This window comes from Streptomyces solicamelliae, assembly GCF_045348655.1.
Classification (GTDB): domain Bacteria; phylum Actinomycetota; class Actinomycetes; order Streptomycetales; family Streptomycetaceae; genus Streptomyces; species Streptomyces solicamelliae.
On record NZ_CP160404.1, the window covers coordinates 5,478,104 to 5,504,192 of the forward strand.

19 protein-coding genes are annotated in these 26,089 nt (G+C 71.7%); 8 read left to right on the forward strand and 11 right to left on the reverse strand.

What is annotated here, in order from left to right; all coding sequences use genetic code 11:
* Positions 1-63: 63 nt before the first annotated feature.
* Entirely contained in the window at positions 64-744 is a 681-nt protein-coding gene (locus tag ABZO31_RS25440) for a potassium channel family protein (RefSeq protein ID WP_406863591.1), read from the reverse strand.
* Positions 744-1,412: a potassium channel family protein gene (locus ABZO31_RS25445; RefSeq protein ID WP_393649209.1), complete on the reverse strand. Its 669-nt coding sequence runs from the start codon at positions 1,410-1,412 to the stop codon at positions 744-746. Before ABZO31_RS25445 ends, ABZO31_RS25440 begins: the two co-directional genes overlap by 1 nt.
* A gap of 234 nt (positions 1,413-1,646) precedes the next feature.
* Here ABZO31_RS25445 and ABZO31_RS25450 point away from each other — a divergent pair, with 234 nt between their 5' ends.
* From ABZO31_RS25450 to ABZO31_RS25465, 4 genes are all read left to right on the forward strand, one after another.
* Positions 1,647-3,698 carry an APC family permease gene (locus ABZO31_RS25450; protein WP_406863592.1) on the forward strand — a complete coding sequence of 684 codons (2,052 nt, stop codon included), beginning with the start codon at positions 1,647-1,649 and terminating at the stop codon, positions 3,696-3,698.
* A gap of 68 nt (positions 3,699-3,766) precedes the next feature.
* Positions 3,767-5,086: a class I SAM-dependent RNA methyltransferase gene (locus ABZO31_RS25455; RefSeq protein ID WP_406863593.1), complete on the forward strand. Its 1,320-nt coding sequence runs from the start codon at positions 3,767-3,769 to the stop codon at positions 5,084-5,086.
* A gap of 51 nt (positions 5,087-5,137) precedes the next feature.
* Positions 5,138-6,868 (forward strand): TnsA endonuclease N-terminal domain-containing protein, encoded by a 1,731-nt coding sequence (locus ABZO31_RS25460; RefSeq protein WP_406863594.1) that lies wholly within the window; start codon positions 5,138-5,140, stop codon positions 6,866-6,868.
* Between the two features lie 150 nt (positions 6,869-7,018).
* A complete protein-coding gene (locus tag ABZO31_RS25465) occupies positions 7,019-8,077 on the forward strand; it encodes a YeiH family protein (RefSeq protein WP_406863595.1) in 1,059 nt (352 codons plus the stop codon).
* Here ABZO31_RS25465 and ABZO31_RS25470 read toward each other — a convergent pair.
* The 7 genes from ABZO31_RS25470 to ABZO31_RS25500 form a co-directional block, all read right to left on the reverse strand.
* Positions 8,058-8,960 carry a LysR family transcriptional regulator gene (locus tag ABZO31_RS25470; protein WP_406863596.1) on the reverse strand — a complete coding sequence of 301 codons (903 nt, stop codon included), beginning with the start codon at positions 8,958-8,960 and terminating at the stop codon, positions 8,058-8,060. The genes ABZO31_RS25465 and ABZO31_RS25470 overlap by 20 nt on opposite strands.
* A 146-nt stretch (positions 8,961-9,106) precedes the next feature.
* Positions 9,107-9,703: an RBBP9/YdeN family alpha/beta hydrolase gene (locus ABZO31_RS25475; protein ID WP_406863597.1), complete on the reverse strand. Its 597-nt coding sequence runs from the start codon at positions 9,701-9,703 to the stop codon at positions 9,107-9,109.
* Positions 9,700-11,046 carry an MFS transporter gene (locus ABZO31_RS25480; RefSeq protein ID WP_406863598.1) on the reverse strand — a complete coding sequence of 449 codons (1,347 nt, stop codon included), beginning with the start codon at positions 11,044-11,046 and terminating at the stop codon, positions 9,700-9,702. The genes ABZO31_RS25475 and ABZO31_RS25480 overlap by 4 nt, the downstream gene beginning before the upstream one ends.
* A gap of 41 nt (positions 11,047-11,087) precedes the next feature.
* Positions 11,088-12,002, reverse strand: a complete 915-nt coding sequence (locus tag ABZO31_RS25485) for a TauD/TfdA dioxygenase family protein (protein ID WP_406863599.1) — start codon at positions 12,000-12,002, stop codon at positions 11,088-11,090.
* A gap of 27 nt (positions 12,003-12,029) precedes the next feature.
* Positions 12,030-13,004, reverse strand: coding sequence for a quinone oxidoreductase family protein (locus ABZO31_RS25490; protein WP_406863600.1), 975 nt, complete (start codon positions 13,002-13,004; stop codon positions 12,030-12,032).
* Positions 13,005-13,058: 54 nt separating this feature from the next.
* Positions 13,059-14,111, reverse strand: a complete 1,053-nt coding sequence (locus ABZO31_RS25495; protein ID WP_406863601.1) for a 3-keto-5-aminohexanoate cleavage protein — start codon at positions 14,109-14,111, stop codon at positions 13,059-13,061.
* Positions 14,112-14,330: 219 nt separating this feature from the next.
* Entirely contained in the window at positions 14,331-15,350 is a 1,020-nt protein-coding gene (locus ABZO31_RS25500) for an AraC family transcriptional regulator (RefSeq protein ID WP_406863602.1), read from the reverse strand.
* 403 nt (positions 15,351-15,753) lie between these two features.
* Between ABZO31_RS25500 and ABZO31_RS25505 the strand changes: the two genes are divergently transcribed.
* Complete coding sequence (locus tag ABZO31_RS25505) at positions 15,754-17,247, forward strand: long-chain-fatty-acid--CoA ligase (RefSeq protein WP_406863603.1); 1,494 nt, start codon at positions 15,754-15,756, stop codon at positions 17,245-17,247.
* A 78-nt stretch (positions 17,248-17,325) separates the two neighbouring features.
* Here the strand turns inward: ABZO31_RS25505 and ABZO31_RS25510 are convergent, their stop codons facing one another.
* Both ABZO31_RS25510 and ABZO31_RS25515 read right to left on the reverse strand, forming a co-directional pair.
* A complete protein-coding gene (locus ABZO31_RS25510; RefSeq protein WP_406863604.1) occupies positions 17,326-18,642 on the reverse strand; it encodes a flavin monoamine oxidase family protein in 1,317 nt (438 codons plus the stop codon).
* A 163-nt stretch (positions 18,643-18,805) separates the two neighbouring features.
* Positions 18,806-20,269: an MFS transporter gene (locus tag ABZO31_RS25515; RefSeq protein WP_406863605.1), complete on the reverse strand. Its 1,464-nt coding sequence runs from the start codon at positions 20,267-20,269 to the stop codon at positions 18,806-18,808.
* A 274-nt stretch (positions 20,270-20,543) separates the two neighbouring features.
* Between ABZO31_RS25515 and ABZO31_RS25520 the strand changes: the two genes are divergently transcribed.
* The 3 genes from ABZO31_RS25520 to ABZO31_RS25530 all read left to right on the forward strand — a co-directional run bounded on the left by ABZO31_RS25520 (position 20,544) and on the right by ABZO31_RS25530 (position 25,981).
* Entirely contained in the window at positions 20,544-22,208 is a 1,665-nt protein-coding gene (locus ABZO31_RS25520; RefSeq protein ID WP_406863606.1) for an AMP-binding protein, read from the forward strand.
* 237 nt (positions 22,209-22,445) lie between these two features.
* On the forward strand, positions 22,446-24,335 hold the full coding sequence (locus tag ABZO31_RS25525; protein ID WP_406863607.1) for a CoA transferase: 1,890 nt from the start codon (positions 22,446-22,448) through the stop codon (positions 24,333-24,335).
* Entirely contained in the window at positions 24,332-25,981 is a 1,650-nt protein-coding gene (locus ABZO31_RS25530) for a class I adenylate-forming enzyme family protein (RefSeq protein WP_406863608.1), read from the forward strand. The genes ABZO31_RS25525 and ABZO31_RS25530 overlap by 4 nt, the downstream gene beginning before the upstream one ends.
* The last annotated feature ends 108 nt before the right edge of the window (positions 25,982-26,089 follow it).

Here is a 26,089-nt window from a genome sequence, read left to right on the forward strand (position 1 = left end):
GGGGAGCGATTCCGCTTCCCGGGCCCTTCGTCGTACGCGTACGTGCCCGTCGTCCGTCCGGCGTCAGCCGGTGGACTCCTCCTCGCGGCGGACCGACAGCAGGTCCTCCAGCTGCTCCTCGCGGGCCTGGGCCGCGACGAACAGCAGCTCGTCGCCCGCCTCCAGGGTCTCCTCCGCGCTCGGCGTGAGGACCCGCGAGCCGCGGATGATCGTGACCAGCGAGGTGTCCTGCGGCCAGGCCACGTCGCCGACCGCCGTACCCGTGACCGCCGACTCCGGCGGCAGCGTCAGCTCCACCAGGTTCGCGTCGCCGTGGCTGAAGCGCAGCAGCCGGACCAGGTCGCCGACGCTCACCGCCTCCTCCACCAGCGCCGACATCAGACGCGGCGTCGACACGGCGACGTCCACGCCCCACGCCTCGGTGAACAGCCACTCGTTCTTCGGGTTGTTCACCCGGGCGACCACGCGCGGCACGCCGTACTCGGTCTTCGCGAGCAGCGAGACGACCAGGTTCACCTTGTCGTCGCCGGTCGCCGCGATGACCACGTTGCAGCGCTGCAGCGCCGCCTCGTCCAGCGAGGTGATCTCGCAGGCGTCGGCCAGCAGCCACTCCGCCTGCGGCACCCGCTCCACCGAGATGGCCGTCGGCGCCTTGTCGATCAGGAGCACCTCGTGCCCGTTCTCCAGCAGCTCGCCCGCGATGGAACGGCCCACCGCACCCGCGCCCGCAATAGCGACCCGCATCAGTGACCGCCCTCCTCGGGCCCGGCGGCGAACGCCGCCTCGACCTTCTCGATCTCGTCCGTACGCATCATCACGTGCACGAGGTCGCCCTCCTGCAGCACCGTCTGCGAGCTGGGGATGACCGCCTCGCCGAGCCGGGTGAGGAACGCGACCCGGACCCCGGTCTCGTCCTGGAGCCGGCTGATCTTGTGCCCGATCCACGCGGGGGAGGTGTGCACCTCCGCCAGCTGCACCCCGCCGCTCGGGTCGGTCCACAGCGGCTCCGCGCCGGACGGCAGCAGCCGCCGCAGCATCTGGTCCGCGGTCCACCGGACGGTCGCGACCGTGGGGATGCCGAGCCGCTGGTAGACCTCGGCGCGCCGCGGGTCGTAGATCCGCGCCGCCACGTTCTCGATGCCGAACATCTCGCGGGCGACCCGCGCCGCGATGATGTTCGAGTTGTCGCCGGAGCTCACCGCCGCGAACGCGCCGGCCTCCTCGATGCCGGCCTCCCGCAGCGTGTCCTGGTCGAAGCCGACGCCGGTGACGCGCCGGCCGCCGAAACCGGAGCCGAGACGGCGGAATGCCGTCGGGTCCTGGTCCACGACCGCGACGGTGTGTCCCTGCTGTTCCAGGGTCTGCGCGAGAGCGGCTCCCACTCGCCCGCAGCCCATGATGACGATGTGCACGTCCCCTTACCCCGCACTCCTGATCGCCTTGCTGACCTGCGAATACACCCTGCTCACAACTTTCCTCGCCCGATTGGCCCGGGCCGCGGCGGACAGCAGCCTGCTGTACTGCCCGGTCCGAGCTTATGCGGCAACCCCTTGCCGGGCCTCATCCGCGGTGGCTACGTGGGAGATTCGGTGCGCATCGGGGGTGCGCGTGGGCATGGCGGATTTCGAACGCTTACGATCCTCTGCGTGCCCAAACTGACCGACGTGCCCAAACGGATCCTGATCGGGCGGGCCCTGCGCAGCGACCGCCTCGGGGAAACGCTCCTTCCGAAGCGCATCGCCCTCCCCGTCTTCGCCTCCGACCCGCTGTCCTCGGTGGCGTACGCACCCGGCGAGGTGCTGCTCGTCCTCTCGATCGCGGGGCTCTCGGCGTACCACTTCAGCCCGTGGATCGCCCTGGCCGTCGTCGTCCTGATGTTCACGGTCGTCGCCTCGTACCGGCAGAACGTGCACGCGTACCCGAGCGGCGGCGGCGACTACGAGGTCGCCAACACCAACCTGGGCCCGAAGGCCGGACTGACCGTCGCGAGCGCCCTGCTCGTCGACTACGTCCTCACCGTCGCCGTCTCCATCTCCTCCGGAGTGGAGAACCTCGGCTCGGCCATCCCGTTCGTCGTGGAGAACAAGGTCCTCTGCGCGATCGTGATCATCGTGCTGCTGACGCTGATGAACCTGCGCGGCGTGAAGGAGTCCGGCAGCCTCTTCGCCATCCCGACGTACATCTTCGTCGCCGGCGTCTTCATCATGATCGCCTGGGGCGCGTACCGGGGCATCGTCCTCGGCGACACCATGAAGGCCCCCACCGCCGACTTCGAGATCAAGCCCGAGCACGCGGGCCTGTCCGGCTTCGCGCTGGTCTTCCTGCTGCTGCGCGCCTTCTCCTCCGGCTGTGCCGCCCTCACCGGTGTCGAGGCGATCTCCAACGGCGTGCCCGCCTTCCGCAAGCCGAAGTCGAAGAACGCGGCGACCACGCTCGCCCTCATGGGCGGCCTGGCCGTCACCATGTTCTGCGGCATCATCTTCCTCGCCATGGCCACCGATGTGCGGATGGCCGAGAACCCGGCGAAGGACCTGATCCACAACGGGACGCCGGTCGGCGACAGCTACGTCCAGGACCCGGTGATCTCCCAGGTCGCGGCGGCGGTCTTCGGCGACGGCACGTTCTTCTTCGTCCTCCTCGCCGCGGCCACCGCGCTCGTCCTCTTCCTGGCCGCGAACACCGCGTACAACGGCTTCCCGCTGCTCGGCTCGATCCTCGCCCAGGACCGCTACCTGCCGCGCCAGCTGCACACCCGCGGCGACCGGCTCGCCTTCTCCAACGGCATCGTGCTGCTGGCCGGCGCGGCGATCCTGCTGGTCTGGGTGTACGGGGCCGACTCGACCAAGCTGATCCAGCTGTACATCGTCGGCGTCTTCGTCTCCTTCACGCTCAGCCAGACCGGCATGGTCCGGCACTGGAACCGCCACCTGAAGACCGAGCGCGACCCGGCCAGGCGCCGCCACATGATCCGCTCCCGCGCGATCAACACCTTCGGCGCCTTCTTCACCGGCCTGGTCCTGGTCGTCGTCCTCGCCACCAAGTTCACCCACGGAGCCTGGGTCGCGCTGCTCGGCATGGTGATCTTCTACGTGACGATGTCCGCGATCCGGCGGCACTACGACAGCGTCTCCGACGAGATCGCGGCCGCCGAGGAGCGCCCCGACGAGTACGTCCGGCCCTCCCGCGTCCGCTCCATCGTGCTGGTCAGCAAGCTGCACAAGCCGACGCTGCGCGCCCTCGCGTACGCCAGGCTCATGCACGCCGACTCGTTCGAGGCGCTGAGCGTCAACGTCGACCCGGCGGACACCAAGGCGCTCAAGGAGGAATGGGAGCGGCGCGGGATCAACGTGCCGCTGAAGATCCTCGACTCGCCGTACCGCGAGATCACCCGCCCGGTCATCGACTACGTCAAGAACCTGCGCAAGGACAGCCCGCGCGACGCGGTGATGGTCTACATCCCCGAGTACGTCGTCGGCCACTGGTACGAGCACCTGCTGCACAACCAGAGCGCCCTGCGCCTCAAGGGCCGGCTGCTGTTCACGCCCGGCGTGATGGTGACGTCGGTCCCGTACCAGCTGCAGTCCTCGGAGGCGGCGAAGAAGCGGGCCCGCAAGCGCCAGGACTGGAACGCGCCGGGCTCGGTGCGGCGCGGCCCGGTGGAGAAGGGCACGAAGGAAGCGTCCGGAAAGACGAACTAAACTGGTGGGCTGCTGTCGACACGGACAGCAGCCCACTTGTCCTTGTGCGAACCCTGGAGCCCCCGATCATGCAGAACGCCCCCGCCGAATCGCTGATCGGGACCGAGTACGAGGTCGAGGTCGGCCCGGTGGCGCACGGCGGCCACTGCATCGCCCGCACGTCGGAGGGCCGGGTGCTGTTCGTGCGCCACGCGCTGCCGGGGGAGCGGGTGGTGGCGAGGGTCACGGAGGGCGAGGAGACCTCCCGCTTCCTGCGCGCGGACGCGGTGACGATCATCGACCCCTCGAAGGACCGGGTGGCCGCGCCCTGCCCCTTCGCCGGCCCGGGGCGCTGCGGCGGCTGCGACTGGCAGCACGCCAAGCCGGGCGCGCAGCGCCGGCTGAAGGGCGAGGTGATCGCCGAGCAGCTCATGAGGCTCGCCGGGCTCACCCCGGAGGAGGCCGGCTGGGACGGCACGGTCATGCCGGCCGAGGGCGACAAGCTCCCGGCGGGCGAGGTCCCGCAGTGGCGCACCCGGGTCCAGTACGCGGTCGACGCGGAGGGCCGCGCGGGCCTGCGGAAGCACCGCTCGCACGAGGTCGAGGTCATCGACCACTGCCTGATCGCCGCCGAGGGCGTCAGCGAACTGGGCATCGAGGCGCGCACCTGGGAGGGCATGGCCTCGGTCGAGGCGATCGCCGCCACGGGCTCCCAGGACCGCCAGGTGGTCCTGACGCCGAAGCCGGGAGCCCGCCTCCCGATCGTGGACCTGAACAAGCCGGTCTCGGTGCTCCGGGTGGGCGAGAAGGACAAGGCGATCCACCGCGTCCACGGTCGCGACTTCGTCCGCGAGCGCGCCGACGACCGCACGTACCGCGTCGGCGAGGGCGGCTTCTGGCAGGTCCACCCGAAGGCCGCCCAGACCCTGGTCCTCGCGGTCATGCAGGGCCTGATGCCCCGCAAGGGCGACACCGCCCTGGACCTCTACTGCGGCGTCGGCCTGTTCGCCGGCGCGATCGCGGACCGCGTCGGCGACAAGGGAGCCGTCCTCGGCATCGAGTCCGGCAAGCGCGCGGTGGAGGACGCCCGCCACAACCTGCAGCACTTCGACCGGGTCCGCATCGAGCAGGGCAAGGTCGAGACGGTCCTCCCGCGCACCCGCATCACCGACGTGGACCTCATCGTCCTGGACCCCCCGCGCGCCGGCGCCGGCAAGCAGACGGTCCACCACCTGGCCGCCCTCGGCGCCCGCCGCATCGCCTACGTGGCCTGCGACCCGGCTGCCCTCGCCCGCGACCTCGCCTACTTCCGCGACTCCGGCTACCGCGTCCGCACCCTGCGCGCCTTCGACCTGTTCCCGATGACGCATCACGTGGAGTGCGTGGCGATTCTGGAGCCGGTGAAGTAGGGCTGCTGACCTGTGGCTTTGTAGGGGCGTGCCTTATGCGGGGGAGAGAGCGTGGGGGATCAGGCGGCCGGGGCCAGGCGGGGTCGTGCCTGGAGTGAAGAGGAAGACGCTCAGCTGGTCGAAGGCGTGCGCGAAGGGCTGGGTCTGTCCGAGCTCGCTGAGCGGCACGGCCGGACGACGGGCGGTGTCCGTGCGCGTCTGGACCGGTTCGTTCCCTGGTCCGGCTCGCCCGTCGACGATCCGCTGGGTCGGCTGAGGTCCAGGCTGGCCGCGGATCCTGGCTACGCATGGCGGGAGGTGGGGGCGGAACGGCGTCTCCGGGAACGGCGTGGGCGTCACGGGACGCACGCGCCGGCCGAGCCCCTGGCGGCCGCACCGGCGAGCTCGACGGCCGAGGTGCTGGCGGACTGGGAGCACGTCACCGGCCATGTGCTGCGTCCCGAGCGCCGCGAGGTCTTCCTGGCCCGAAGCGTGGTCCACGACCTGGCGGCCAAAGCCGTGGCCGTGCGGCGGGCAGCGGCCCGGCGGTTGTGGCACGACGGCGACGTCTTGCTGCTGGACGACTGGCTGCTCGAATGCGTGTGCCCGGGTGCTGTGCGCCTGGCGGCCGACTGGTCGCTGATCGCCGAACGCGATGCCGACACAGTGCTCGTCCTGGGGGAGCTGATGGCCGCGGCCGTGGACGAGATGCCCGCGGAGCGGGACCGGGAGGTCCTCTCCCGTCGTCTGGGACTCGACGATCAACCGGCCCGGACCCTGGAGAAGGTCGCGGAGACTCTCGGTCTGTCGCGGGAGAGGGTCCGGCAACTGCAGACGAGGGCGATCCGCCGCCTGGCCGGAGCCGACGCTCCGGCTTCGCGCAAGCTCCGACAGGTACTGGCCGAACTGAGCTGTGTGCAGAGGGTTCCGCCCGAGGCGGGGCCATCGGCGGCGGAACGGCTGCTCGACCTGTCAGCCGTGCTGCTGCCCTCGGTCACGCCCCGGCAGGCGGTACCCCTTCTGGCACGGCTGGCCGGCGCGGACAAGGTCCGTGCGGACAATCTGGCTGCGGAGGCGTCGACGATACGCATCCTGCAGAACGAGTCGGCCCGGCGCGAAGCGACACGGGAGCGACGTATCGAACGTGCCGGCCGGCGCTGGGAAGCTCTGGTCGGCGAGGTCACCTGGTTCGGCGAGCCCGAACCGGCCCCGCCACGCACTGCATGGGAAACCCTCCGGGAGGAGGAGAACGCCGACCGGGGACGCTTCGGAGTGTGGCACTGCCCGAAGCTGGACCGTGATGTGTCGTACGAGTCGGAGACCGAGCTGAGAGTGATCCACCTGCTCAGCTTCGCGCCGCAGATTGCGTACTACCAGGAACAACCCCTGGCCATCAGCTACGAGTTCGCCGGGCAACAGCGCACCTATTATCCGGATCTCCTGGCCGTGACCGAGGACGGCCGGTGCATCCTCATCGAGGTCAAACGGGTCTACGAAATGGCGATGGCCATCAACGTCGCCAAGTACCGGGCCGCCGAGGAGTTCTGCCGGCTCCGGGGCTGGGGTCTCGTGGCCACCGACGGCAACCGCACACGCCGACTGCTGGAGCACCGCGCGGTCGACCCACGTCTCGAGGCGGCGCTGGTCGCCGCCCTCGATGCACAGGGAGAGCTCACCTGGCCGCAGGTCGTGGCCGCGGCCGATTCGCTGCCCCTGGATGCGCTGGGCCTCAGTTCCTTGATCCTCAAGCATGGCTGGACATGGCAGAGTCGCCCCTACCGGCTCCGCCCGGCCTCGCCGTGAACCGCCCCAGCACTCCGTCGAACTCGGCCGGCCGGCCGTGAGGGGGTGAATTGCATTGCGGCAGTGCACTGTTGGTCATAGCGATCGGCTATGGCCTTGTCGCGTATCGAGGGCTACAGGGGTGGTCCGTCAAGGGCCACAGTCAGGTTCATGGAAAATGAACTGGATTCCCGGGAGCCCCGCTCGCCGACTGCCGCACGTATTTCCGCGCTGACGTCCCACATTCCCGGACTTGCTCTCGCGTCGGGCGTTGCAGGGTTTGCCACGGTGGTGGGGGAGGTGTTTCCGCTCGTCGGTGGGCCCGTTGCCGGGGTCGTCGTCGGGGCGCTGGTGGCCGCGGTGTGGAAGCCGGGGGTGCGGGTCCGGCCGGGGGTCCGGGTCGCGAGCAAGTCGCTTTTGCAGATTGCGGTCGTTCTTCTGGGGACGCAGCTTTCGCTCGCTCGGATATTTCATGTCGGTGCCGAGTCGTTGCCGGTCATGGTGGGGTCGTTGGTCGCTTGTCTGGCCGGGGCCTTTCTGCTCGGCCGGTGGCTCGGGATCGGTGGCAATCTGCGTGCTCTCATCGGGGCGGGGACCGGTATCTGCGGTGCCTCTGCCATTGCGGCGGTCACCCCGGTCATCGGGGCGGCCGGCGCGGAGGTCGCTTATGCCGTCTCCACGATTTTCGTGTTCAATGTGGCCGCGGTGATCGTGTTTCCCGCGCTCGGGCATGTGATGGGGATGGATCCGGATGCGTTCGGTCTCTTTGCCGGGACCGCCGTCAACGACATGTCCTCCGTGGTCGCCGCCGCGACCACCTACGGGCCTGCGGCGGTCGACTACGCCGTCGTGGTCAAGCTGACCCGGACTCTGATGATCATCCCGATCTGTGTCGGACTCGCCGTCCTCGCCAACCGGCGGGCCCTCGCCGCACGTACGGGCGCCTCCGCATCGCGGGTTCGCCTTGCCGGGCTGGTGCCCTGGTTCCTCGTGGCCTTCCTGATGGCGGCTGCTGCCAACAGCGTCGGGCTCGTCCCGGCGGGCGTTCAGCGAGGGTTCGGCGAGTTGTCGGTCTTCCTCATCACCGTCGCGCTCAGTGCGATCGGACTGTCCACCGACCTCGCGGGCCTGCGCCGTACCGGTCCCCGTCCCCTGGTCCTCGGGGCCTGCCTCTGGGTGATCGTCTCGCTCACGAGCCTCGGCCTGCAGTTCACCGTCGGCTCGCTGTGATCGCGGTGAGGAGTTCGGCGGCGGGGCCCATGAGCGCGCGCCCCGCCGCCCAGACCGCGCGCAGGGACCGACGCAGCTCGATGCCCTCGACGTCCACCGCGACCAGGCGCCGGTCGGCGATGTCGGTCCGTACGGCCAGCTCGCTCATCACCGCGGGGCCCGTCCCGGCGATCACCGCATGGCGCACGGCCGTCGCCGACCCCAGCTCAAGCAGTGGCCTGGTTTCGCCCGCCCCGGCCCGGCTCAGGGCCCGGTCGAGCGTCTCGCGGGTGCCGGAGCCCCGTTCGCGCAGGACCAGCGGGGCGGCCGCGAGTTCGGTGGCGCTGAGCCGGCGCGGGAGGCGCGCCCAGGGGTGGCCGGGCGCGACCACGACGAGCAGGCGGTCACGGGCGACCTGCCGGGCCGACAACCCGGCCGGGACCCGCGGTGACTCGACGAACCCGAGGTCCACGGCTCCGTGGCGGACCAGTTCCGGGACCTGTTCGCTGTTGGTCACCTGAAGTCCGACGTACAACTCCGGCTGCACGCTCCGCAGTTCGCCGATCCAGCCCGGCATCAGGTACTCCGCCACGGTCATGCTCGCCGCGATCTTCAGTTCGGCGTTCCGCCGGGTGCGCAGTGCCTCGGCCCCGGTCAGGAGGCCCTGCAGTTCATCGAGGACCCGGTGGGCCCGGCCGGCCACCGCACGGCCCGCGTCCGTGAGCTGCGATCCCCGGCGGGTGCGCTCCACCAGAGCCAGACCCAGTCTGCGCTCCAGCACGGACAGCCGCTTGCTCGCCGACGGCTGCGCGATGCCCAGCTTCGCCGCCGCGCCGCTCAGGCTGCCCAGGTCCCCGACCAGGACGAGGAGCCGGAGCGATTCCAGGTCGGGCCGCCCGCTCATGGCCTCAGGACCTGTTCCCCGGTGAGGTTCGCGCGAAGTCCGCGAACCGGGTGAGCATCTTGCTCACGGCGACCCGGATACCGCAGGTGGTCGGTGTCGGTGTTCATCGTTGCCTTTCGCGGGGGCTGCGTGAGGGGGGCGGGGCTTCAGCCGAGCGGTGCGTGCTCGAGTTCGCGGAGCAGTTCCTCCGCGCGCGGCCACGGACCGTAGCCGGAGGCGGGGTTGAGATGGCCGACCTCGCCGAGTTCGACGAGGCGGCCACCCCAGGTCCGGGCCAGTGCGGAGACGCTCTCTACGGAGCCCAGGGGGTCGTTCGAGCTGGCGGCGACGATGCTGGGGAAGGGCAGCGGCGTGCGGGGTACCGGGGTCCAGCCGTTCTTGTCGAGGACCTCGGGGGTGGGGTACCCCTCGGGCAACGGGCGCTCGAAGTCCGGCGGCGTCACCAGCAGGGCACCCCGCACCTGCGCCTGCTCCACGGGGGACCGGCGGGACCAGTGGACGGTGGTGATCACGCCGGCGCTGTGGGCGACCAGCACCACCGGTCCCGCGGTCTCCGCCACCACCTCGTCCAGCGCGGCGACGCGGGCCTCGCGGCTCAACCGGTCCTCGGTGAGCGGGGGAACGGTGCGGACCGTGCGCCCGGCCGCGGTGAGCCGGTCCGCGAGCACGGTCTGCCAGTGCTCTTCGACGTGGTCGCGCAGGCCGGGGACGATCACCACGACCGGTTCGGCGATGCGATTCACGACGAAAGCTCCCTTTCCCGGCCCGTCACCGACACGCGCCCGGTCAGACGGACCAGATCACGTGCGTAGAAGCGGCGGCCGATCAGGAAGGCCGCGGTGGCGGCGAGCGCCGTGAGCGGCACGATCCGCATCGCGTCGAGCAGCCCCATGCTGTCCGCGAGCCTGCCGGTGACCGCCGGCCCGGGGGCCAGCCCGAGCAGACTGTTGGCGAGGGTGAGCGTGGCGAAGGCCGTCGCGGAGATGGACGCCGGGGTCAGATTGGCCACCATGGCGGCGGCGGGACCGGCCGTCCCGGCCGACAGCAGCGCCCCGACCGCCAAGGCGAGCAACTGGCCTGTTCCTGCGGGTAGTTGGAAGGCGGCCGTCAGCAGGACGAGCGAGCCGACGCTGCAGACGACGGCCACGGTCCACTTCCGGACGGGGAACACCCGGCTGATGCGGTCCGAGGCGAGGCCGCCGGCGACCATGCCGATGCCGATGATCAGGACGAACACCCCGGCGGTCGCGCCCGCCTTCGCCGTGGGCATGTCGTAGTAGCGGTTGAAGTAGCTGGGCAGCCAGGCCATGAGCGCGGCGGCGATGAACAACTGGAGTCCACTGCCGACATAGGCACTGATCACCGAGACCGAGGAGAACAGCCGCGGCAGGAGCTCGCGCAGCCGGCCACGTGGAGCCTCCTCGGTCAGGCCGGCCGTGGCACCCGCTCGCGGGGCGAGCCTCTTCTCGGTGACGACGACGCCGTAGACCGCGGCCAGGACGAGCCCGAAGATGCCCATGACGGCGAACGCCCAGCGCCAGCCGTACTGTTCGGCCACCGCGCCGCCGATCGACACTCCCAGGACCGAGCCGAAGGCGCCGCCCGCGATGAAGGCGCCGGAGAGGGTGGCCCGCAGCCCGATCGGGAAGATGCTCAGGACGACGGCGATTCCGACACTCCCGTACGCCGCCTCGCCGATGCCCACGAAGAGCCGGCCCAGGAACATCTGGCCGTACGTCGCCGACACGGCGCAGGCCAGGGTCGCCACGCTCCACATCGTCGCCGCGAGCAGCAGACTCCTCACCCGGCCCCAGCGGTCCGCCAACAGCGACAGGGGGAAGGTGAGCAGGCCGACCATGAGGGCCACGATGCCGCTGAGCGACCCCAACTCGGCGTCGGAGAGCAGCCATTCGGCCTTCAGCATCGGGAAGACGGCGTTGAGCACCTGCCGTGACATGTAGTCGGACAGCAGCAGGCCGAAACTCAGGGCGAAGACCACCCAGGCGTAGCGGGGGGACACCGGCCATCCCGACGACACCTTCGTGTCGGTCTCCGGGCCGGACCCAGCAGTGACGTGCAACTCCATTGTCATCACCTCACGGGCTTGTGGAACTGCTGGAGAAGGGGTCAGAACGGTCTGTCGCCGACGATTCCGGCGCGCTCCATCCGGCGGACGGCGGGCCAGTAGTCCTGGACGGCGTAGTGCTGCGTGGAGCGGTTGTCCCAGATCGCGACGCTGTTCGGCGTCCAGCGCCAGCGCACCTGGTACTCGGGGACCGAGGCCTGGCTGATCAGGTGGTTGAGCAGGAGGCCGGCGCCGGGGGCGTAGTCCAGCCCGAAGCGCACGTTGCCGGGCGTGTGGTAGTTGACGAAGTGCGTGGTGAAGGCGTTGACGAAGAGGATCTGCTCCCCGGTCTCGGGGTGGGTGCGGACGACCGGGTGCTCCGCGTCGGGGAACCGCGCCTTGAGCGCGTGCCGCTGCTCCTGCGGCATGACGGCGCCGAAGGTGGCCTCGATGCTGTGCCGGGCGCGCAGCCCCTGGATCTGGTTCCTGATGTGCTCGGGCAGTCGGCGGTGGGCCTCGGCCATGTTGACCCAGATCGTGTCGCCGCCCACCGGGGGCGACTCGATGCAGCGCAGCACGGCGCCCATGGACGGGTTCTCACGCCACGTGCCGTCGGTGTGCAGCGCGTTCTCGTAGTGCTCCGGCGCGCTGTCCAGATCCTTGTAGATCCGTACCAGGCCGGGGTGATCGGGGTCGCTGCCGGCCACCGGGTGGTCCTCCAGCGGCCCGAAACGCTCGGCGAAGGCGACGTGCTCGGCCCGGGTGATGTCCTGGTCCCGCAGGAACAGCACCTTGTACTGCAGGAGCAGGGCCCTGATCTCGGCGAACAGGTCGTCGTCGCGCGCGGCGTCGCCGAGGTTCACGCCGGAGAGCTCGGCGCCGATGGTGCAGGTCAGCGGTTCGACCTTGATCGAACCGTGGGAACGCACGCGCACCGGCGCGGGTGTTCCCTCCGGGGGAGCGACTGCTTTCTCCATGGTGTTTCCCTTCTGGAAGGTCCGGTGCTAGAGGACGAAGACGGACGACCCCGTGGTCCGTCCCGACTCCAACTCGCGGTGCGCGTGGACGGCGTCCTCGAGCGCGTAGCGCTGGTTGACCTCGATGGCGATCCGTCCGGACGCGACATGGCCGAAGAGCTCGCCCGCCAGCTCGGCCCGCTCCGCAGGGTCCGCGATGTAGTCGGCGAGCGCCGGCCGGGTGACGAACAGCGAGCCTCCGACGGCCAGGTGCATGGCGTCGATGGGTGGTACCGCACCGGAGGCCGTACCGAAGCAGACCAGCAGACCGCGGCGCCGGAGCGAGGCGAGCGAGGTGGCGTAGGTGTCCCTGCCGACGCTGTCGAAGGCGACCGGGACCCCGGCGCCGTCGGTCAGCTCGCGCACCCGCTCGGCCACGTTCTCCCGCCGGTAGTGGATGACGTGGTCGCAGCCGTGGGCGCGGGCGAGCTCCGCCTTCTCCTCGGTGGAGACGGTGCCGATGACGGTGAGCCCGAGCAGCTTGGCCCACTGGCAGACGATGAGGCCGACGCCGCCCGCCGCCGCGGTCAGCAGGACGGTGTCGCCGGCCTTCAACGGGTGGATCCTGCGCAGCAGGTACGCGGAGGTGAGGCCGCGCATGGTCATCGCGGCGGCGGTCTCGAAGCCGATGCCGTCCGGCAGCCGGATCAGGGAGTCGGCGGGCATGACCCGTTCCGTGCTGTAGGCCCCGAGCGGGCTTCCGGTGTACGTCACCCGGTCGCCCTGGGCGACGTGGGTGACGCCCTCGCCCACCGCCTCGACCACCCCGGCGGCCTCGACGCCCAGTCCGGCCGGGAGCGGCGCGGGATAAAGGCCGGTGCGGAAGTAGGTGTCGGCGAAGTTGAGTCCGACGGCCGCGTGCCGGATCCGTACCTCGCCCGGGCCGGGGTCGCCGACGACGACCTCTTCCCAGCGCAGGACGTCGGGACCGCCGGTTTCCTGGAATCGGACGGCATGAGCCATGGTGTGTGCTCCGTTCTCGTGGCAGGTCGGCGGCGCGGTGGGAGTGCCGCGCGGTCAGACGTCGCGCAGCATGAAGCCGCGCTGACCGGGACGGCGGTTCGGCACCATGCCCAGGCGGGCCAGGGTGTCGTCGGCGCTCGTGTAGTACTCGCCGATCCGGTAGATCTCCTTGGCCTCCGCGCCGGTCGCGATGTCGCGGCCGAGCGCCTCGGCCATCTGCACCGTCTGCTCGATCTGCTCGACGGAGGACATCCGCTCCCCCTTGCGCCGCCACAGGTTGTCCTCGTTGCCCACCCGGACGTGCACGCCGAGGGCGATGGCGACGGCGTTCATCGGTGCCACCGCGCGCATGGAGCTCTCGATGGTGAGCACGGCGCCGTCCGGGACGCGGCGGATGAACTCGATCAGGTCGGCGGGGTGCCGCCCGGCGAAACCGCCGCCGATCGCCACGTAGTTGAGGATGAGCGGTCCCGTGTAGACGCCGGTGCGGATCAGGCGCTCGACGGTCTCGAGCTGGGCGAGGGTGGCGAGCTGGAAGTGCGGCTGGATACCGCTCGCGTGCAGGCGCTTCAGGTGCTCGAGGTAGAACTCCGGGCCGGCCTCGACGACCATGTCGCGGTAGGCCCGGTAGTAGTCCGGCTTGGCGATCGAGGTGCCTTCCAGGTCGTCGGCGGTCATGATCTCGACGATGTTCATCTGGTTGGTGTTGATCGCGATCGTCACCTGGTCCGGCGCCGGGGTGAGGTCGGCCAGCATGTGGCGGGTGTCGTAGGCGAGCCACTTGGCGTCGCCGCCCTCGCCCTCGGGGGCGAAGGAGATCGACCCGCCGATCTGCAGGACCATGTCGGGGACGGCCTCGCGCAGCCGGCCCAGCAGCTCGTTGAACAGGGACATCCGCTTGGAGCCCTTGCCGTCGAGCTCCCGGACGTGGATGTGGAGCACGGTGGCGCCGGCGTTGTGGCAGTCCACGGCTGCCTGTACGTGCTCGTCCATCGTCAGGGGCAGGTCGTCGGCATCCCCGGGAAGCCACTCCGGGCCGTAGGGGGCGGCCTGGATCACCAGCTTCTGCTGGTTCTCCGGGAAGAGCGAGTCGTCGTGGAAGTGCACGGGTCCGTCTCCTTCGTCGATGCGGATCACCGAGTGGCAGCGGGCGCGGGGGCCCGGGGTGGACCGGCGGTCCGGAGGAAACGCGCACAGGGGGACCCGTCCCCTCCGGCGGCCGACCGCGTCTCGGCGTGGTCTCACGGTAGGACCGCGCACGCGGCTCCGCTTGACCCTCAGGGACGGATAACTTGACTTTTGGGGACCTCGCCCCTGGGTGGGGTGTCAGTCCCGGTCGGTCCGCTGCCGGCTTGCGCCGGTGCGCCACGCCCTCGGGCTGCACCCGAACTGCTCGCGGAACCAGCGCGAGAACGCGCTCAGTGACGAGAAGCCCAGCAGGTCGGAGATCTCCGTCAGCGAGCGCCTCGGATTCGCGACGAACTGCTCGGCGAGGTGCATGCGGGTGGCGTTGAGGAGCGAGGAGAACGTCTCGCCCGAGGCGGCCAGATGCCGGTGGACCGTGCGCCGGTCGACACCGAGGCTGCGCGCGACCTGCTCGATCGAGCAGCGCCCGCTCGGCAGCAGGACCTCGATCAACTCGCGCACCCGATCCGCGGCGGTGGTGTCCTGGGACGTCGTGATCGGCTTCATGTACTGGCGGGCGTACTCGTGGAGCAACGGGTCCGCCATCGCGTTGGGCGCGTCCAGGTCGCGGGCGTAGAAGACGATGCCGTTGAACTTCTGGTCGAACTCCACGGCGGAGTCGAACACGCGCCGGTGCGTCGAGGCGTCCGCCGGGGCCGGGTGCGTGAACCAGACGGAGAGCGGGTGCCACCCGGGGTGCAGGAACGCGCGCAGGATCCGGTGGAAGGCGGTCACGGCCAGCTCAGTGGCCTGCCGGGTCTGCATCGCCTCGCCCAGCAGCAGGTCGACCTTCAGCGTGGCCAGCCCGTCCCCTTCCTGCAGCCGGGCGTGCAGGACCTCGTTGAACATGTGCTGATGACGGATCAGGAGCTCCAGTGCGCTCCGCACGTCGGGTTCCTCGCGGACGACCAGGCTGATGGGGCCGAGATTGGAGAAGCGCCGGAACTCCGCCTGGAGGACGCCGAAGTCCTCGTGGCCCGAGGCGGCCGCCGACAGCTCCAGTACCTGGACCACGGCCGCGCCGGAGATCCATCTGTCCTGGACGACGAGCGCGGCGGTGTCCAGACCCACGCTCTTCAGCAGTGCCTGCGGGTCGATGCCGAGCGAGCGGCACAGCTCGACGTAGCCGCTGAGGGCTGCGGTGCGGACCAGGGGCTTCATGTGCACCCTCCAAGACTGTCCCGAAAGGACAAGCCTGATGTCACTCCAAGTTAAGCACGGCGGGAGTGGGGAACCTAGCATGGCGCCGTTCACCGGGCCGGTCCGTTCGCAGCAGACGCACCGGACCGGGGGGCACGCGAGGTACGGAGGCGCGACGACCGGGACGACGGACGGGGACGACACGCGGTATCTGCCCTGCTCGGGCCCGTCGGTGTGGAGGGGCGCAGAGCAGGCGAGCCACCGCGAGGAATGGACCCTCACGCTGCTGCGGCTGACGGCCGCGGACTTCCCGCTCCCCACGCTCGCCCCGCTGCCGCCCGCGCGCCGGGATCACGCGGCGCGACGTGATCCGCCCCCGGCGTGCCGCCTCACGGGCCGAGACGAACTGAAGGAGATTGCCGACATGACCAACCTCGCCACGTTCCTGGTGGACTCCGCCACCACCCACGGCGTTCGCATCGCCGTACGCCACGACGACAGCACGCTCACCTACGCCCAGTTGGACGACGCGAGCGCCAGAGTCGCCGCCCTCCTGCGCGACCGCGGCGTCCTGCCCGGCGACCGCGTCGCGCTGACCATGCCCAACGTCCCGCTGTTCCCGGTCGTCTACTACGGCGTCCTGCGCGCCGGGGCCGTCGTCGTGCCGATGAATCCGCTCCTCAAGGACCGTGAGGTGGCGTTCACCCTGCGCGACTGCGGGGCGCGGCTCGCGCTCGTGTTCCCCCTGTTCGCGGACGAGGTGGCGAAGGCCGCCGCAGAGACCGGAACCCCCTGCCTGGTCACCGAGCCGTCGGCGTTCGACGAGCTGCTGCGCGCCCAGGAGCCGATGCCCCGCGTCGTCGACCGGTCCGACGACGACCCCGCCCTGATCCTCTACACCTCGGGCACGACCGGGACGCCGAAGGGCGCCGCGCTCTCGCACCGAAACCTCGCCACGAACACCGCCACCACGGCCGAGACCCTGCTCCAGGCGGGACCCGACGACGTGTTCTTCGGCGGTCTGCCCCTCTTCCACGCGTTCGGCCAGACCTGCGCGCTCAACACCGCCGTCGCCGCCGGCGCCACGCTGACCCTGCTGCCGAGGTTCGAGCCGGCGCGCGCCCTGGAGATCATGGCCCGTGACGGCGTCACCGTGTTCCTCGGCGTGCCGACGATGTACGCGGCGCTGCTCCACGCCGAGCTCCCCGAGGGCTTCGACGCCGGCCGGCTGCGCCTGGCCGTCTCCGGCGGGGCCTCGCTCCCGGTCGAGGTGCTGCACGGTTTCGAGCGCCGCTTCGGCGCCACCGTACTGGAGGGGTACGGGCTCTCCGAGACGTCGCCGGTCGCCGCCTTCAACCACCCCGACCGGCCGCGCAAGGCGGGCTCGATCGGTCAGCCCGTCCGCGGGGTCGAGATGAAGCTCGTCGCCGAGGGCGGCGGTGAGGTGCCGCCGGGCGAGGTCGGCGAGATCGCGATCCGCGGCGAGAACGTGATGGCCGGCTACTGGAACCGCCCCGAGGCGACGGAGGAGGCGATCCGGGACGGATGGTTCCACAGCGGTGATCTGGCCCGCGTCGACGAGGACGGCTTCTACTTCATCGTCGACCGCAAGAAGGATCTGATCATCCGCGGCGGCTACAACGTCTACCCGCGTGAGGTCGAGGAAGTGCTGTACGAGCACCCGGCCGTCGCCGAGGCCGCGGTCGTCGGCGTGCCCGACCCGGTGCTCGGCGAGGAGGTCGCGGCCGTGGTCACCCTCCGGCCCGGCGCGGAGGCCACGGCCGAGGAGATCCGCGACCACGTCAAGGAGCGGGTGGCGGCGTACAAGTACCCGCGGATCGTGACCGTCGCGGCCGAGCTGCCCAAGGGCCCCACCGGCAAGATCCTCAAGCGCGAGATCGTCGTCACGGAGCGGTGAGGCACGCCGGGCCCGCCCCGGGCGCGACGCCTTCGCCCCGGTCCTCGTGGACGGGGCGAAGGCGTCGCGCTGTCGGGGTCAGGCGCGGGTGTTGAGGAGGGCTGCCGACTGGTGGGCGGCCTTGAGACCGGACTCGACGGCGCCGTCGATGCAGCCGGCCCAGCCGTCCGCGATGTCGCCGGAGGCGAACGTCAGGCGGCCGTGCGGCTGCTGCAGCTCCCGGTGGACCGTCGTGAGGTGGCGCGGCGGACGGTTGCCCCAGCCGCCCTGGGAGAACTCGTCCCTGCCCCAGTCCTGGACGCGGTAGTCGACCAGCTCCGCCTTCGGCTCCAGCAGCTGCACGGCCTTCTCGACGGCCGCGAAGCTGCCGAGGTCCAGCTCCGGGTCGACGCTGAAGGCGATCATGAGGCGGCCGTCGCCGAGCTCGCTGTGCGGGAACAGCACCGAGAGCGGGGCGCCCTGCGGGCCCTGGGCCATGAAGTTGTCCAGGTCTCCGCGGAGGTGGAGCCAGAGCTTGCTGCCGTGGGGCACGCCGAGCCCGGTCGCGGCGACGGCGGCGTGGGCGTTCGGCAGGCCGGCGGGGAAGTCGATGGTCCGCCACATGTTCGTGGGGACGGCGACGACGGCGGTGCGCGCCGTGAAGCGCTCCCCGGAGCGGGTCGTGACCGTGACGCCGTCGCCGTGGTCGTCGATCGACGTCACGGGGGAGTCGAGGCGGATCTCCGGCGGGTTGTCCTCGACCATCTTCTCCAGCAGGCCGGTCATGCCCGTCCGGGGGCGGAGGCTGACGATGGAGTAGTAGCCGCGCTGGTTCAGCATGCCGAGCGCCCACCACTGCGCCAGCATCGAGAAGGCGCCGCGCTCGGTCGAGCCGCCCAGCTCCGTGGCGAGCAGACCGGAGATCCAGGTGATCTCGTCGGGCGTCAGGTCCAGCTGGTCGAGGCGGTCCTGGAGGGACAGGGCATCGAACGCGCCGAGCTGGTCGGCGTGGTGCAGCGGGTCGTGCGGCCGGGGGAAGTGCAGCTCGGTCCCCTCGAAGACCTTGTTGAGGAGCTCGGTGATCCGCACGTAGGCGTCGATGAGCTCGTAGGACCGCTGCTCGCCCTCGGTGGGCAGGACGATGCGCTCCGGGAAGGCGTCCTCGACGACCGGCACGCCGTAGCGCGTCAGTTCGGTCCAGATGTGCGGCTGGCTCCAGTGGACCCAGGCTCCGCCGAGTTCGATCTGCTGTCCGGCGAAGGTGTCGGTCCAGGTGCGGCCGCCGAGCCGGTCGCGGGCCTCCAGGAGGAGCACCCGCCGTCCTCGGGCGCGCAGTTCGCGCGCCGCGGTGACTCCGGCGAATCCGGCCCCGACGACTATCGCGTCGAAGTCGGTGCGGTGGTTCTCGACGGTCATGCGTGTCTCCCCGTGTTCGGTCCGTCCGCTGACGGACTCCTGGTCGTGCTGGTCGTGGCTGTGCTGGTCCTGGCCGTGCTGGTCATGTACTCACCCGGCGCGCGGCGGTCCGCCCGCGCGCCGGGTGTTCACGTGCGGGCGCCGCTGTCCCGGTGCGCGGTGTTCACGCGCGGGCGGTGTCCTCGGAGTCGGTCGTCTCCCTGGGCGGCGTGTCGTCCTTCGCGGGCGCGGTCCGCGGAGCGCGCTTGACGAGCCAGAGCCCGACGAGCACGCCGAGGGCGGCGAGTGCGCCGGCGCCGAGGAAGGTGAGCTGGTAGCCCTCGTTGAGCGCGGCGAGGCGCGATCCTCCGGCCGTCTCCGTGCGGCTGGTGGCCATGGCGGCGAGGACGGCGACGCCCAGACCCGCGCCGATCCGCTGGGCGGTGTTCACGACGCCGGACATGACGCCGGTCTCGTGTTCGGCCACCGCCTTCACCGCGGGCACGGTCGCCCCGACGAACACCGCGGGCAGACCGGCGGCGAAGATCAGCGCGCCCGGCAGGTAGTCGGTGAGGAACGAGCCGTCCACCGGGAGCCCGCTCAGCATGAAGAGTCCCAGGGACAGCAGGGCCATGCCGGCCGTGAGGACCACGCGCGGACCCCACTTGGCGAGGGCGGTGGGCACGAGCGTGCGCGACACGACCAGGTTGACCGCCGCGACCGGCAGTACGGCGAGGCCGCTCTGCAGGGCGCTGTAGCCGCGTACCTCCTGGAAGTACAGGGCGAGGAAGACGAAGGCCGGGACGTGCGCGGCTCCGACGATGGCGCTCGCGACGGTGGATCCGGTGATGTCGGGGTTGCGGAAGAACCGGAAGGGCAGCAGCGGGTCCGGCGAACGGAGTTCGATCCGGACGAACAGGGCGGCCAGCACCAGTCCGACCAGGGCGAGGACGCCGGTGAGCGCGTCCAGGTCGCCCTCGGCGGCGACGGTCACGACGTACACCAGCAGGAGCAGCGCCCCGGTGCCGGTGACGATCCCGGGGATGTCGAGCCGCGACCGGGAGTCGGTGACGGGCGGGTCGGCGGGCAGCAGCTTGCCGCTCAGCAGCAGTCCGGCGATGCCGATGGGCACGTTGATCAGGAAGATCCAGTGCCAGCTGAACAGCTCGACGATCACGCCGCCGATGACCACGCCGCCGGCCGCGCCGACCGCGCCCATCGCGCTCCACCAGCCGAAGGCCCTGCGATGGGCGGCCGGTTCGGTGAAGATCACGGTGATCAGGGAGAGCTCGGCGGGTACCAGGATGGCCGCGCCCACGCCCTGCAGGGCCCGCGCGGCGATCAGCAGCCAGGGCCACACGGCGACGCCGGCGAGCAGCGAGCCCACCGTGAAGACGGCGAGGCCGACCCGGAACAGCCGGCGGCGACCGAGGATGTCGGTGGCCCGGCCTGCGCCCAACTGGAAGCCGCCGAAGGTGACTTGGTAGGCGGTGCCGACCCAGGCGAGACCGACGACGGTGAGCCCCAGAGCGGCGCCGATCGCGGGCAGCGCCACGTTGACGATCGACACGTCCAGGAACACCACGAGTTCCACGGAGGTGAGCAGTAACAGCACACCTCTCTTGCCCTGCAGAACCGACGACGACACGACGTCCTCCCTCTTTCCGGCGACCCGACCACCGAGTCGAGCCAGCCACTAGAGAATGTCACTAGAGTGAGGCACTATTCAAGCGGCGACGTTGCCGAGGGGCTGCCGAGGGGCCTCCAAGTGGCGTCACAAGTGCAAATTTCTTGACCGAACAAATGCACTGCAGTAATGATTCGTTCACCGCTCGTAGGCAGCCTGGGGGAGTGTGCTCATGAGTCAGAATTCGGATGCCGAGGATCACTGTCGAAGTCTTTTCGGAGACTCCACGCGGCGCTTGGACGACCTTGCCGCCCGGTGGACCACGACACGCACCCACGTCGCCCTCGCGGTGGTCCTCGCGGCGCTGTCCCGCCAGACGGCCGACGGCGCCACCCACGTCGGAACCGGTGAGGGGCAGTGCTTACGGCTCACGTTCCCGCCGGGCCTGCCGCTCCGCGAGGCGGCCGAACGGACCGGTCGTCACCTGACCGCCGTCGACCGGCCGCTCGCCGTCATCACGCCCAACCCCGAGTCCGACCTCCCTGAGCGCATCGAACTGGAGATCGCCCCCGGGGAGGACGGCGGACTCACCCTGCGCGGCACCTGCGCGGCGCGGCAGATGGACCGGCTGGTCCACGCGCTGCGCCACCCGTACAAGCCGGACAGCACCGTGCGGGACGTCCCCGCCGCCTGCCCCGCCGACGAGGACGATCTCCGGGCCTGGGAGCGCAATCCGGCCCCGATGCCCGCCACCACCCTGGACCGCGCCTTCGCCAGGATCGCCCGGGCGCACCCCGACCGGGTCGCGGTGCACCTCCCGCCCAAGGCCGGCACGTCGCCCTCCGCGCGACGGATCACCTACGGCCGGGTCGAGGCGGAGGCCGGTCTGGTGGCTTCCGGGCTCGTCCGGTCGGGGATCCAGCTGGGGGAGCCGGTGATCGTGGAGTGCGAGAACCCGGCCCGCGCGGCGATCGACCTGCTGGCGGTCCTCAAGGCCGGGGCGGTGTGCGTCCCCGTCGGCCGGGTCGGCCCGGAGCAGGCCCGGCGGATCGCGGGCCTCAGCGGGGCGCGCTGGGTGCTGTGCGCGCCGAAGTCCCGGGCGGTCTGGGAGCGCCACTGCCGGGTGCCGGCCGACCCGCGGACCGCCGTCGGGCCGGGCGAGCCGCCGGTGGACGCCTCGCTGCCCCGCTCGGACTTCACCGAGACCGCGTTCCTGCTCGTCGAGGGCGGCACCCGGCGCCCGGTACGGGCGCAGCTGTCGGCGCACACGGCCTGGACCTCCGCCATCGCGGCGCGGATCGAGCGGGTCGGCCATGTGTCGGCCGAGGTGCTCGCGGGCGGCGACCTCTCCTCGCCCGCCGGGCTCTCCGCGATGTGGTGGGCGTTCGCCTGCGGCGCGAGTCTGCGGTGGCTCGGCTCCTCCGAGCCGCTCACCGTGCCGCGCGGCCTCGACGGGCGCGCCGGTACGAGGGCGCCCGACGCCCTCTTCTCGCCCGAGCAGTACGGGCGCATGCTCGACACGCTCGACCCGGAAGGCCGCGGCGACGGCATCGGCTCCGTCGTCGTGACCGGCGCCCCCTGCACCGGCGACCTGGTCAAGCGGCACTTCGCGCGCTCGGCCGGCACGCGTCTGCTCGCCGAGTTCAGCGGCGACCACGGGCCGCTCCCCTGGACCGCCCGGGAGCTGGGCCCGGCGGACGCGGAGTGCAGGCTGCTGCCCGGCGTGGGCCGGCCCTCGGCCAACGTCCGCCTCCTGGTCCTCGACGAGTCGGGACGCTCCCTGCCGCCGGGCCTCATCGGCGAGGTCTGCGCCGAGGGCGGCGCCCTCCCCGACGAACTCCTGCTGCGCGACGGCGCCATGGCGCGCAGCCTCTCCGGACACGACCTGCGCTCCGGCCGCCTCGGCCAGTTGCGCATGGACGGCTCGCTCGAACTCACCGGCGAGCTCCCGCTCGGCTGACCGGGCGCCCGCTCACCCCCTCGTTCTCCGTCACCCGACCGTGCACGCCGCCGTGCGCGAGCGGCATCCCGTTGCCCGATTCCCGGCCGATCTCCGCCGTGCGGCGAATTCTCGCTGCGCCGTGCCCAACAGCGTGACTGAAAAGCATTTCTTTCCCTCTCCGTAAGCCCGCCGAAGGGAATTTCTCAGATGAGCATGACCACCTCTCAAGAATTTGCTTCCGCAACTCACTCCAGGGTGCCCCGCCCGCGTCACGGACACGGCCCCGAGCCGTTGTCCGGCTACACCGTGCTGTACACCGACCGTTCACGAGCGGCCGACGTGGCCCTGCGGCACCTGTCCTGTCTCGGCGCCCGGACGCTCCGGCGTCCGGGCGCCGACGGGGACCCCAGGACGCTGGACATCGTGCCGCCGGGTCACACCGACCCCGTCCTGACCTGTCGGCTGGACTGGGCCTGCGACGGTGCCCCCGGCCTCGCCGACGAGATATCCGTACAGGCCGCCACCGGGGTGATGGCCGTGCACGGGCGACGCACCGGCGCCCCCGCGCGGCTCCCGCTGGACTACGCCTCCGCCTGCGCCGGCGTCCTGGCCGTGCAGGGGGTGCTGGCCGCGCTCATCGCCCGGGAACGCGGAACCCCGGTGGCCCGGACCGGAACCTCGGTCAGCCACGCCGCGCTGCTGACGGTGTCGCAGTACCTGGCCGCCGCCACCGCCGACGAGGACGAACTGCTGCCCGAGGACGACCCCGAGGCCGGGCCGCCGTTCCGCAGCCGGGACGGCGTCTGGTTCGAGGCCGAGGCGCTCGACCCGCGCCCCTGGAAGACCTTCTGGTCCGAACTCGGCGTGCCCGTACCGGAGATCAGCCGCGCCTGGCAGCCCTTCGTGCTGCGCTACCCCAAGGCCGTCTCCCCGCTGCCCCGCTCCCTGTCGGAGGCCGTCGCGGCCCGCGACTACGCGGACATCGCCGACGTGGCGGCCCGCGCGGGCCTCAGCCTCTGCCGGGTCCGCACCGTCGCCGAGCGCCGCGCCGACGCCGGACTCGTCGTCGACGGCACCGTCACCGGCCCGTGGGACTTCACGTCGTACGGCACCACCGGGAACGCCCCCGCGCCGGCCTTCCGGGCCCCGCACGCGAGCCGGCCCCTGGAGGGGATCACCGTGGTGGAGGCGGGCCGCCGGATCCAGGCCCCGCTCGCCACCCACGTCCTCGGGCTCCTCGGAGCGGACGTGGTCCGGGTGGAGCCGCCGGGCGGCGACCCGCTGCGGGGCATGCCCCCGATGTCCGGGGACTGCTCGGCCCGCTTCCTCGCCCTCAACAAGGGCAAGCGCGTCCTGGAGGCCGACCTCAAGTCGGCCGAGGGCCGCGCGGACATCGTGGACCTGGCCCGCGGAGCCGACGCCTTCCTGCACAACTGGGCGCCGGGCAAGGCCGCCGGCTTCGGCCTGGACTCCGACGACCTGTCCGCCGTCAACCCCCGCCTGGTGTACGCCTACTCCTCCGGCTGGGGCGACGCCCTCGGGGAGAATCCGCCGCTGGGCACCGACTTCATGGCCCAGGCGCACTCCGGACTCGCGCAGATGATGGCGGTGGACGGTGCGCCGCGGCCCTCGCTGATGACGCTGATCGACGTCCTGGGCGGACTGGTGGCCGCCGAGGGGATGCTCGCCGGCCTGCTGCTGCGCGAGCGGACCGGCCGGGGCACCCGGGTCGACTCCTCCCTGCTCTCCGCCTCGACCGTGCTGCAGTACGAGGTCCTGGAGCAGGCCCAGGAGGAGCAGGTCCGCGGCTGCGCCAAGCCGCCGCTGACCGACCTCGCCGGTCCGTGGCCCACCGCCGACGGCTGGCTCGCCCTGTCGGTCTCCTCGTACACCGAGAACGGCCGCGTCTGCGCGGCGCTCGGCGTCGACCCCGATCTCGCCGGCGACCGGCTGCGCGCCGAGGTGGCCGCCCGGCTGCTCGAGCAGCCCGCCGCGGCCTGGCGCGCCCGCCTGGCCGAGGCCCGCGTCGTCGCCACCGAGGTCGTCACGGATCTCGCGACGCTCGACGCGACCCCCGTGGCCCCCCACGCGCTCGACCGCGCCGAATGCGTCTTCGTCACCGCTCCCTGGAGGTTCGAGTCATGAGCACCCTGTTCCACGACCTGATCCCGGCCGAGCTGCGCGCGCAGTGGGGCGCCGAGGGCCGCTACCCGGGCAAGACCCTCTTCGAGCTCTTCGAGGAGCGCGTCGAGGAGAACCCCGAGGCCCCCGCGGTGATCGACGGCGAAGGCACCATGAGCTACGGGGAGTTGTACCGCGTCTCCCTGGGCCTCGCCCGCGCGCTGGCCGAGGCCGGCACCGGGCCCGGTGACGTGGTCGCGGTCAACCTGGCGAACGGCCGCTCGGCCTGCGTCGTCGACCTGGCCGTGGCCGCCGTGGGGGCGGTGTGCCTGCCGTACCCGGTGGGCCGGCGCCGCCAGGACACCCTCGCGATGCTGAGCCGCTCCCGGGCCTCGGTCGCCATCGTGACCCGGCAGATCGGCGGCACCGACTACGGTCTGATGCTCGACGAGCTCCGCGCCGAACTCCCGGACCTGCGTGAGGTGTTCGTCCACGGCGAGCCGCCGGCCGGGATGCACGCCCTGGCCCCGCTGCTCGCCGACCCGCCGGAGGCGCTCGAGACGCCGTTCCGGGCCGATCCGGACTCCGCCGCCCGCATCCTGGTCTCCTCCGGCTCCGAGGCCGAGCCCAAGATGATCGCGTACTCGCACAACGCCCTCGCGGGCGGGCGCGGCGAGTTCGTGCGCTCCCTGGTCCGCGGCGAGGAGCCGCCGCGGGTCATGTTCCTGGTCCCGCTGGCCTCGGCGTTCGGGTCCGGCGGCACGTCGGTCACGCTCGCGGTGCTCGGCGGGACACTCGTGGTGCTGCCGCGGTTCGACGCGGCGGAGGCCGTCACCGCGATCGAGCGGCACCGGCCCACCCACATCATGGGCGTGCCCACGATGTTCCAGGAGATGCTCGCCGATCCGCGCCTGGCGCCCGGGGCGGCGGACCGGATCGACACCTCCTCGCTCACCGCCCTCGTCTGCGGCGGCGCCGGAGTGGACCCGCAGACCGTCGCGGACTGCGTCCGCGCCTTCGGCTGCGCGCTGGTGAACCTGTACGGATCGGCCGACGGCGTCAACTGCCACACCCAGGTCGAGGACGACCTCACCACCGTGCAGACCACGGCCGGCCGCCCGAACCCGGCGGTGACGGTCATCCGGATCACCGGCGACGACGGGCAGGAGGTCGCCCCCGGCGAGGTCGGCGAGATCTGGTCCAGGGGCCCGATGAGCCCCCTGTGCTACGTCAACGCGCCCGAGCTGGACCGCCTGTACCGCACGGAGGGCGGCTGGGTCCGCACCGGCGACCTGGGCCGGATCGACGCGGCGGGACGGCTCAACATCACCGGCCGCAAGAAGGAGATCATCATCCGCGCCGGGCTGAACATCAGCCCGGCCGAGGTGGAACAGATGGTCAACACCCACCCCGCGGTCAAGAGCGCCGTCTGCCTCGGCGTCCCGGACCACGCCCTCGGCGAGCGGGTCTGCGTCTGGGTGGTCCCCAACGCCGGAGAAGAGGTCCCGGACCTGGAGGGGATGCGGAGCTTCCTCTACGAGAAGCAGGGACTGGAGCGGGCCAAGCTGCCCGAGCTGTTCCACGTCGTGGACGAGCTGCCGATCAGCCCGGCCGGCAAGGTCGACAAGCACGCCCTGCGGGCCTCGGTCACCACGCTCACCACCTCCTGAACCGAGCCCTCCACGCCGCCGTCCCGCGTCTCCCGCGCGGCCGGCGGCCCCCGAACCGGGTGCCGGGCCCCGGAATCCCCCGTCGAGGGCCCGGCACCCCTTCCTCTC

Coding starts and splice junctions, on each gene's coding strand:
- ABZO31_RS25505 (WP_406863603.1), top strand. CDS start 15,754: ATGACCAACCTCGCCACGTTCCTGGTGGACTCCGCCACCACCCACGGC.
- ABZO31_RS25490 (WP_406863600.1), bottom strand. CDS start 13,004: ATGGCTCATGCCGTCCGATTCCAGGAAACCGGCGGTCCCGACGTCCTG.
- ABZO31_RS25465 (WP_406863595.1), top strand. CDS start 7,019: ATGGAAAATGAACTGGATTCCCGGGAGCCCCGCTCGCCGACTGCCGCA.
- ABZO31_RS25470 (WP_406863596.1), bottom strand. CDS start 8,960: ATGAGCGGGCGGCCCGACCTGGAATCGCTCCGGCTCCTCGTCCTGGTC.
- ABZO31_RS25480 (WP_406863598.1), bottom strand. CDS start 11,046: ATGGAGTTGCACGTCACTGCTGGGTCCGGCCCGGAGACCGACACGAAG.
- ABZO31_RS25500 (WP_406863602.1), bottom strand. CDS start 15,350: ATGAAGCCCCTGGTCCGCACCGCAGCCCTCAGCGGCTACGTCGAGCTG.
- ABZO31_RS25440 (WP_406863591.1), bottom strand. CDS start 744: ATGCGGGTCGCTATTGCGGGCGCGGGTGCGGTGGGCCGTTCCATCGCG.
- ABZO31_RS25485 (WP_406863599.1), bottom strand. CDS start 12,002: ATGGAGAAAGCAGTCGCTCCCCCGGAGGGAACACCCGCGCCGGTGCGC.
- ABZO31_RS25510 (WP_406863604.1), bottom strand. CDS start 18,642: ATGACCGTCGAGAACCACCGCACCGACTTCGACGCGATAGTCGTCGGG.
- ABZO31_RS25530 (WP_406863608.1), top strand. CDS start 24,332: ATGAGCACCCTGTTCCACGACCTGATCCCGGCCGAGCTGCGCGCGCAG.
- ABZO31_RS25455 (WP_406863593.1), top strand. CDS start 3,767: ATGCAGAACGCCCCCGCCGAATCGCTGATCGGGACCGAGTACGAGGTC.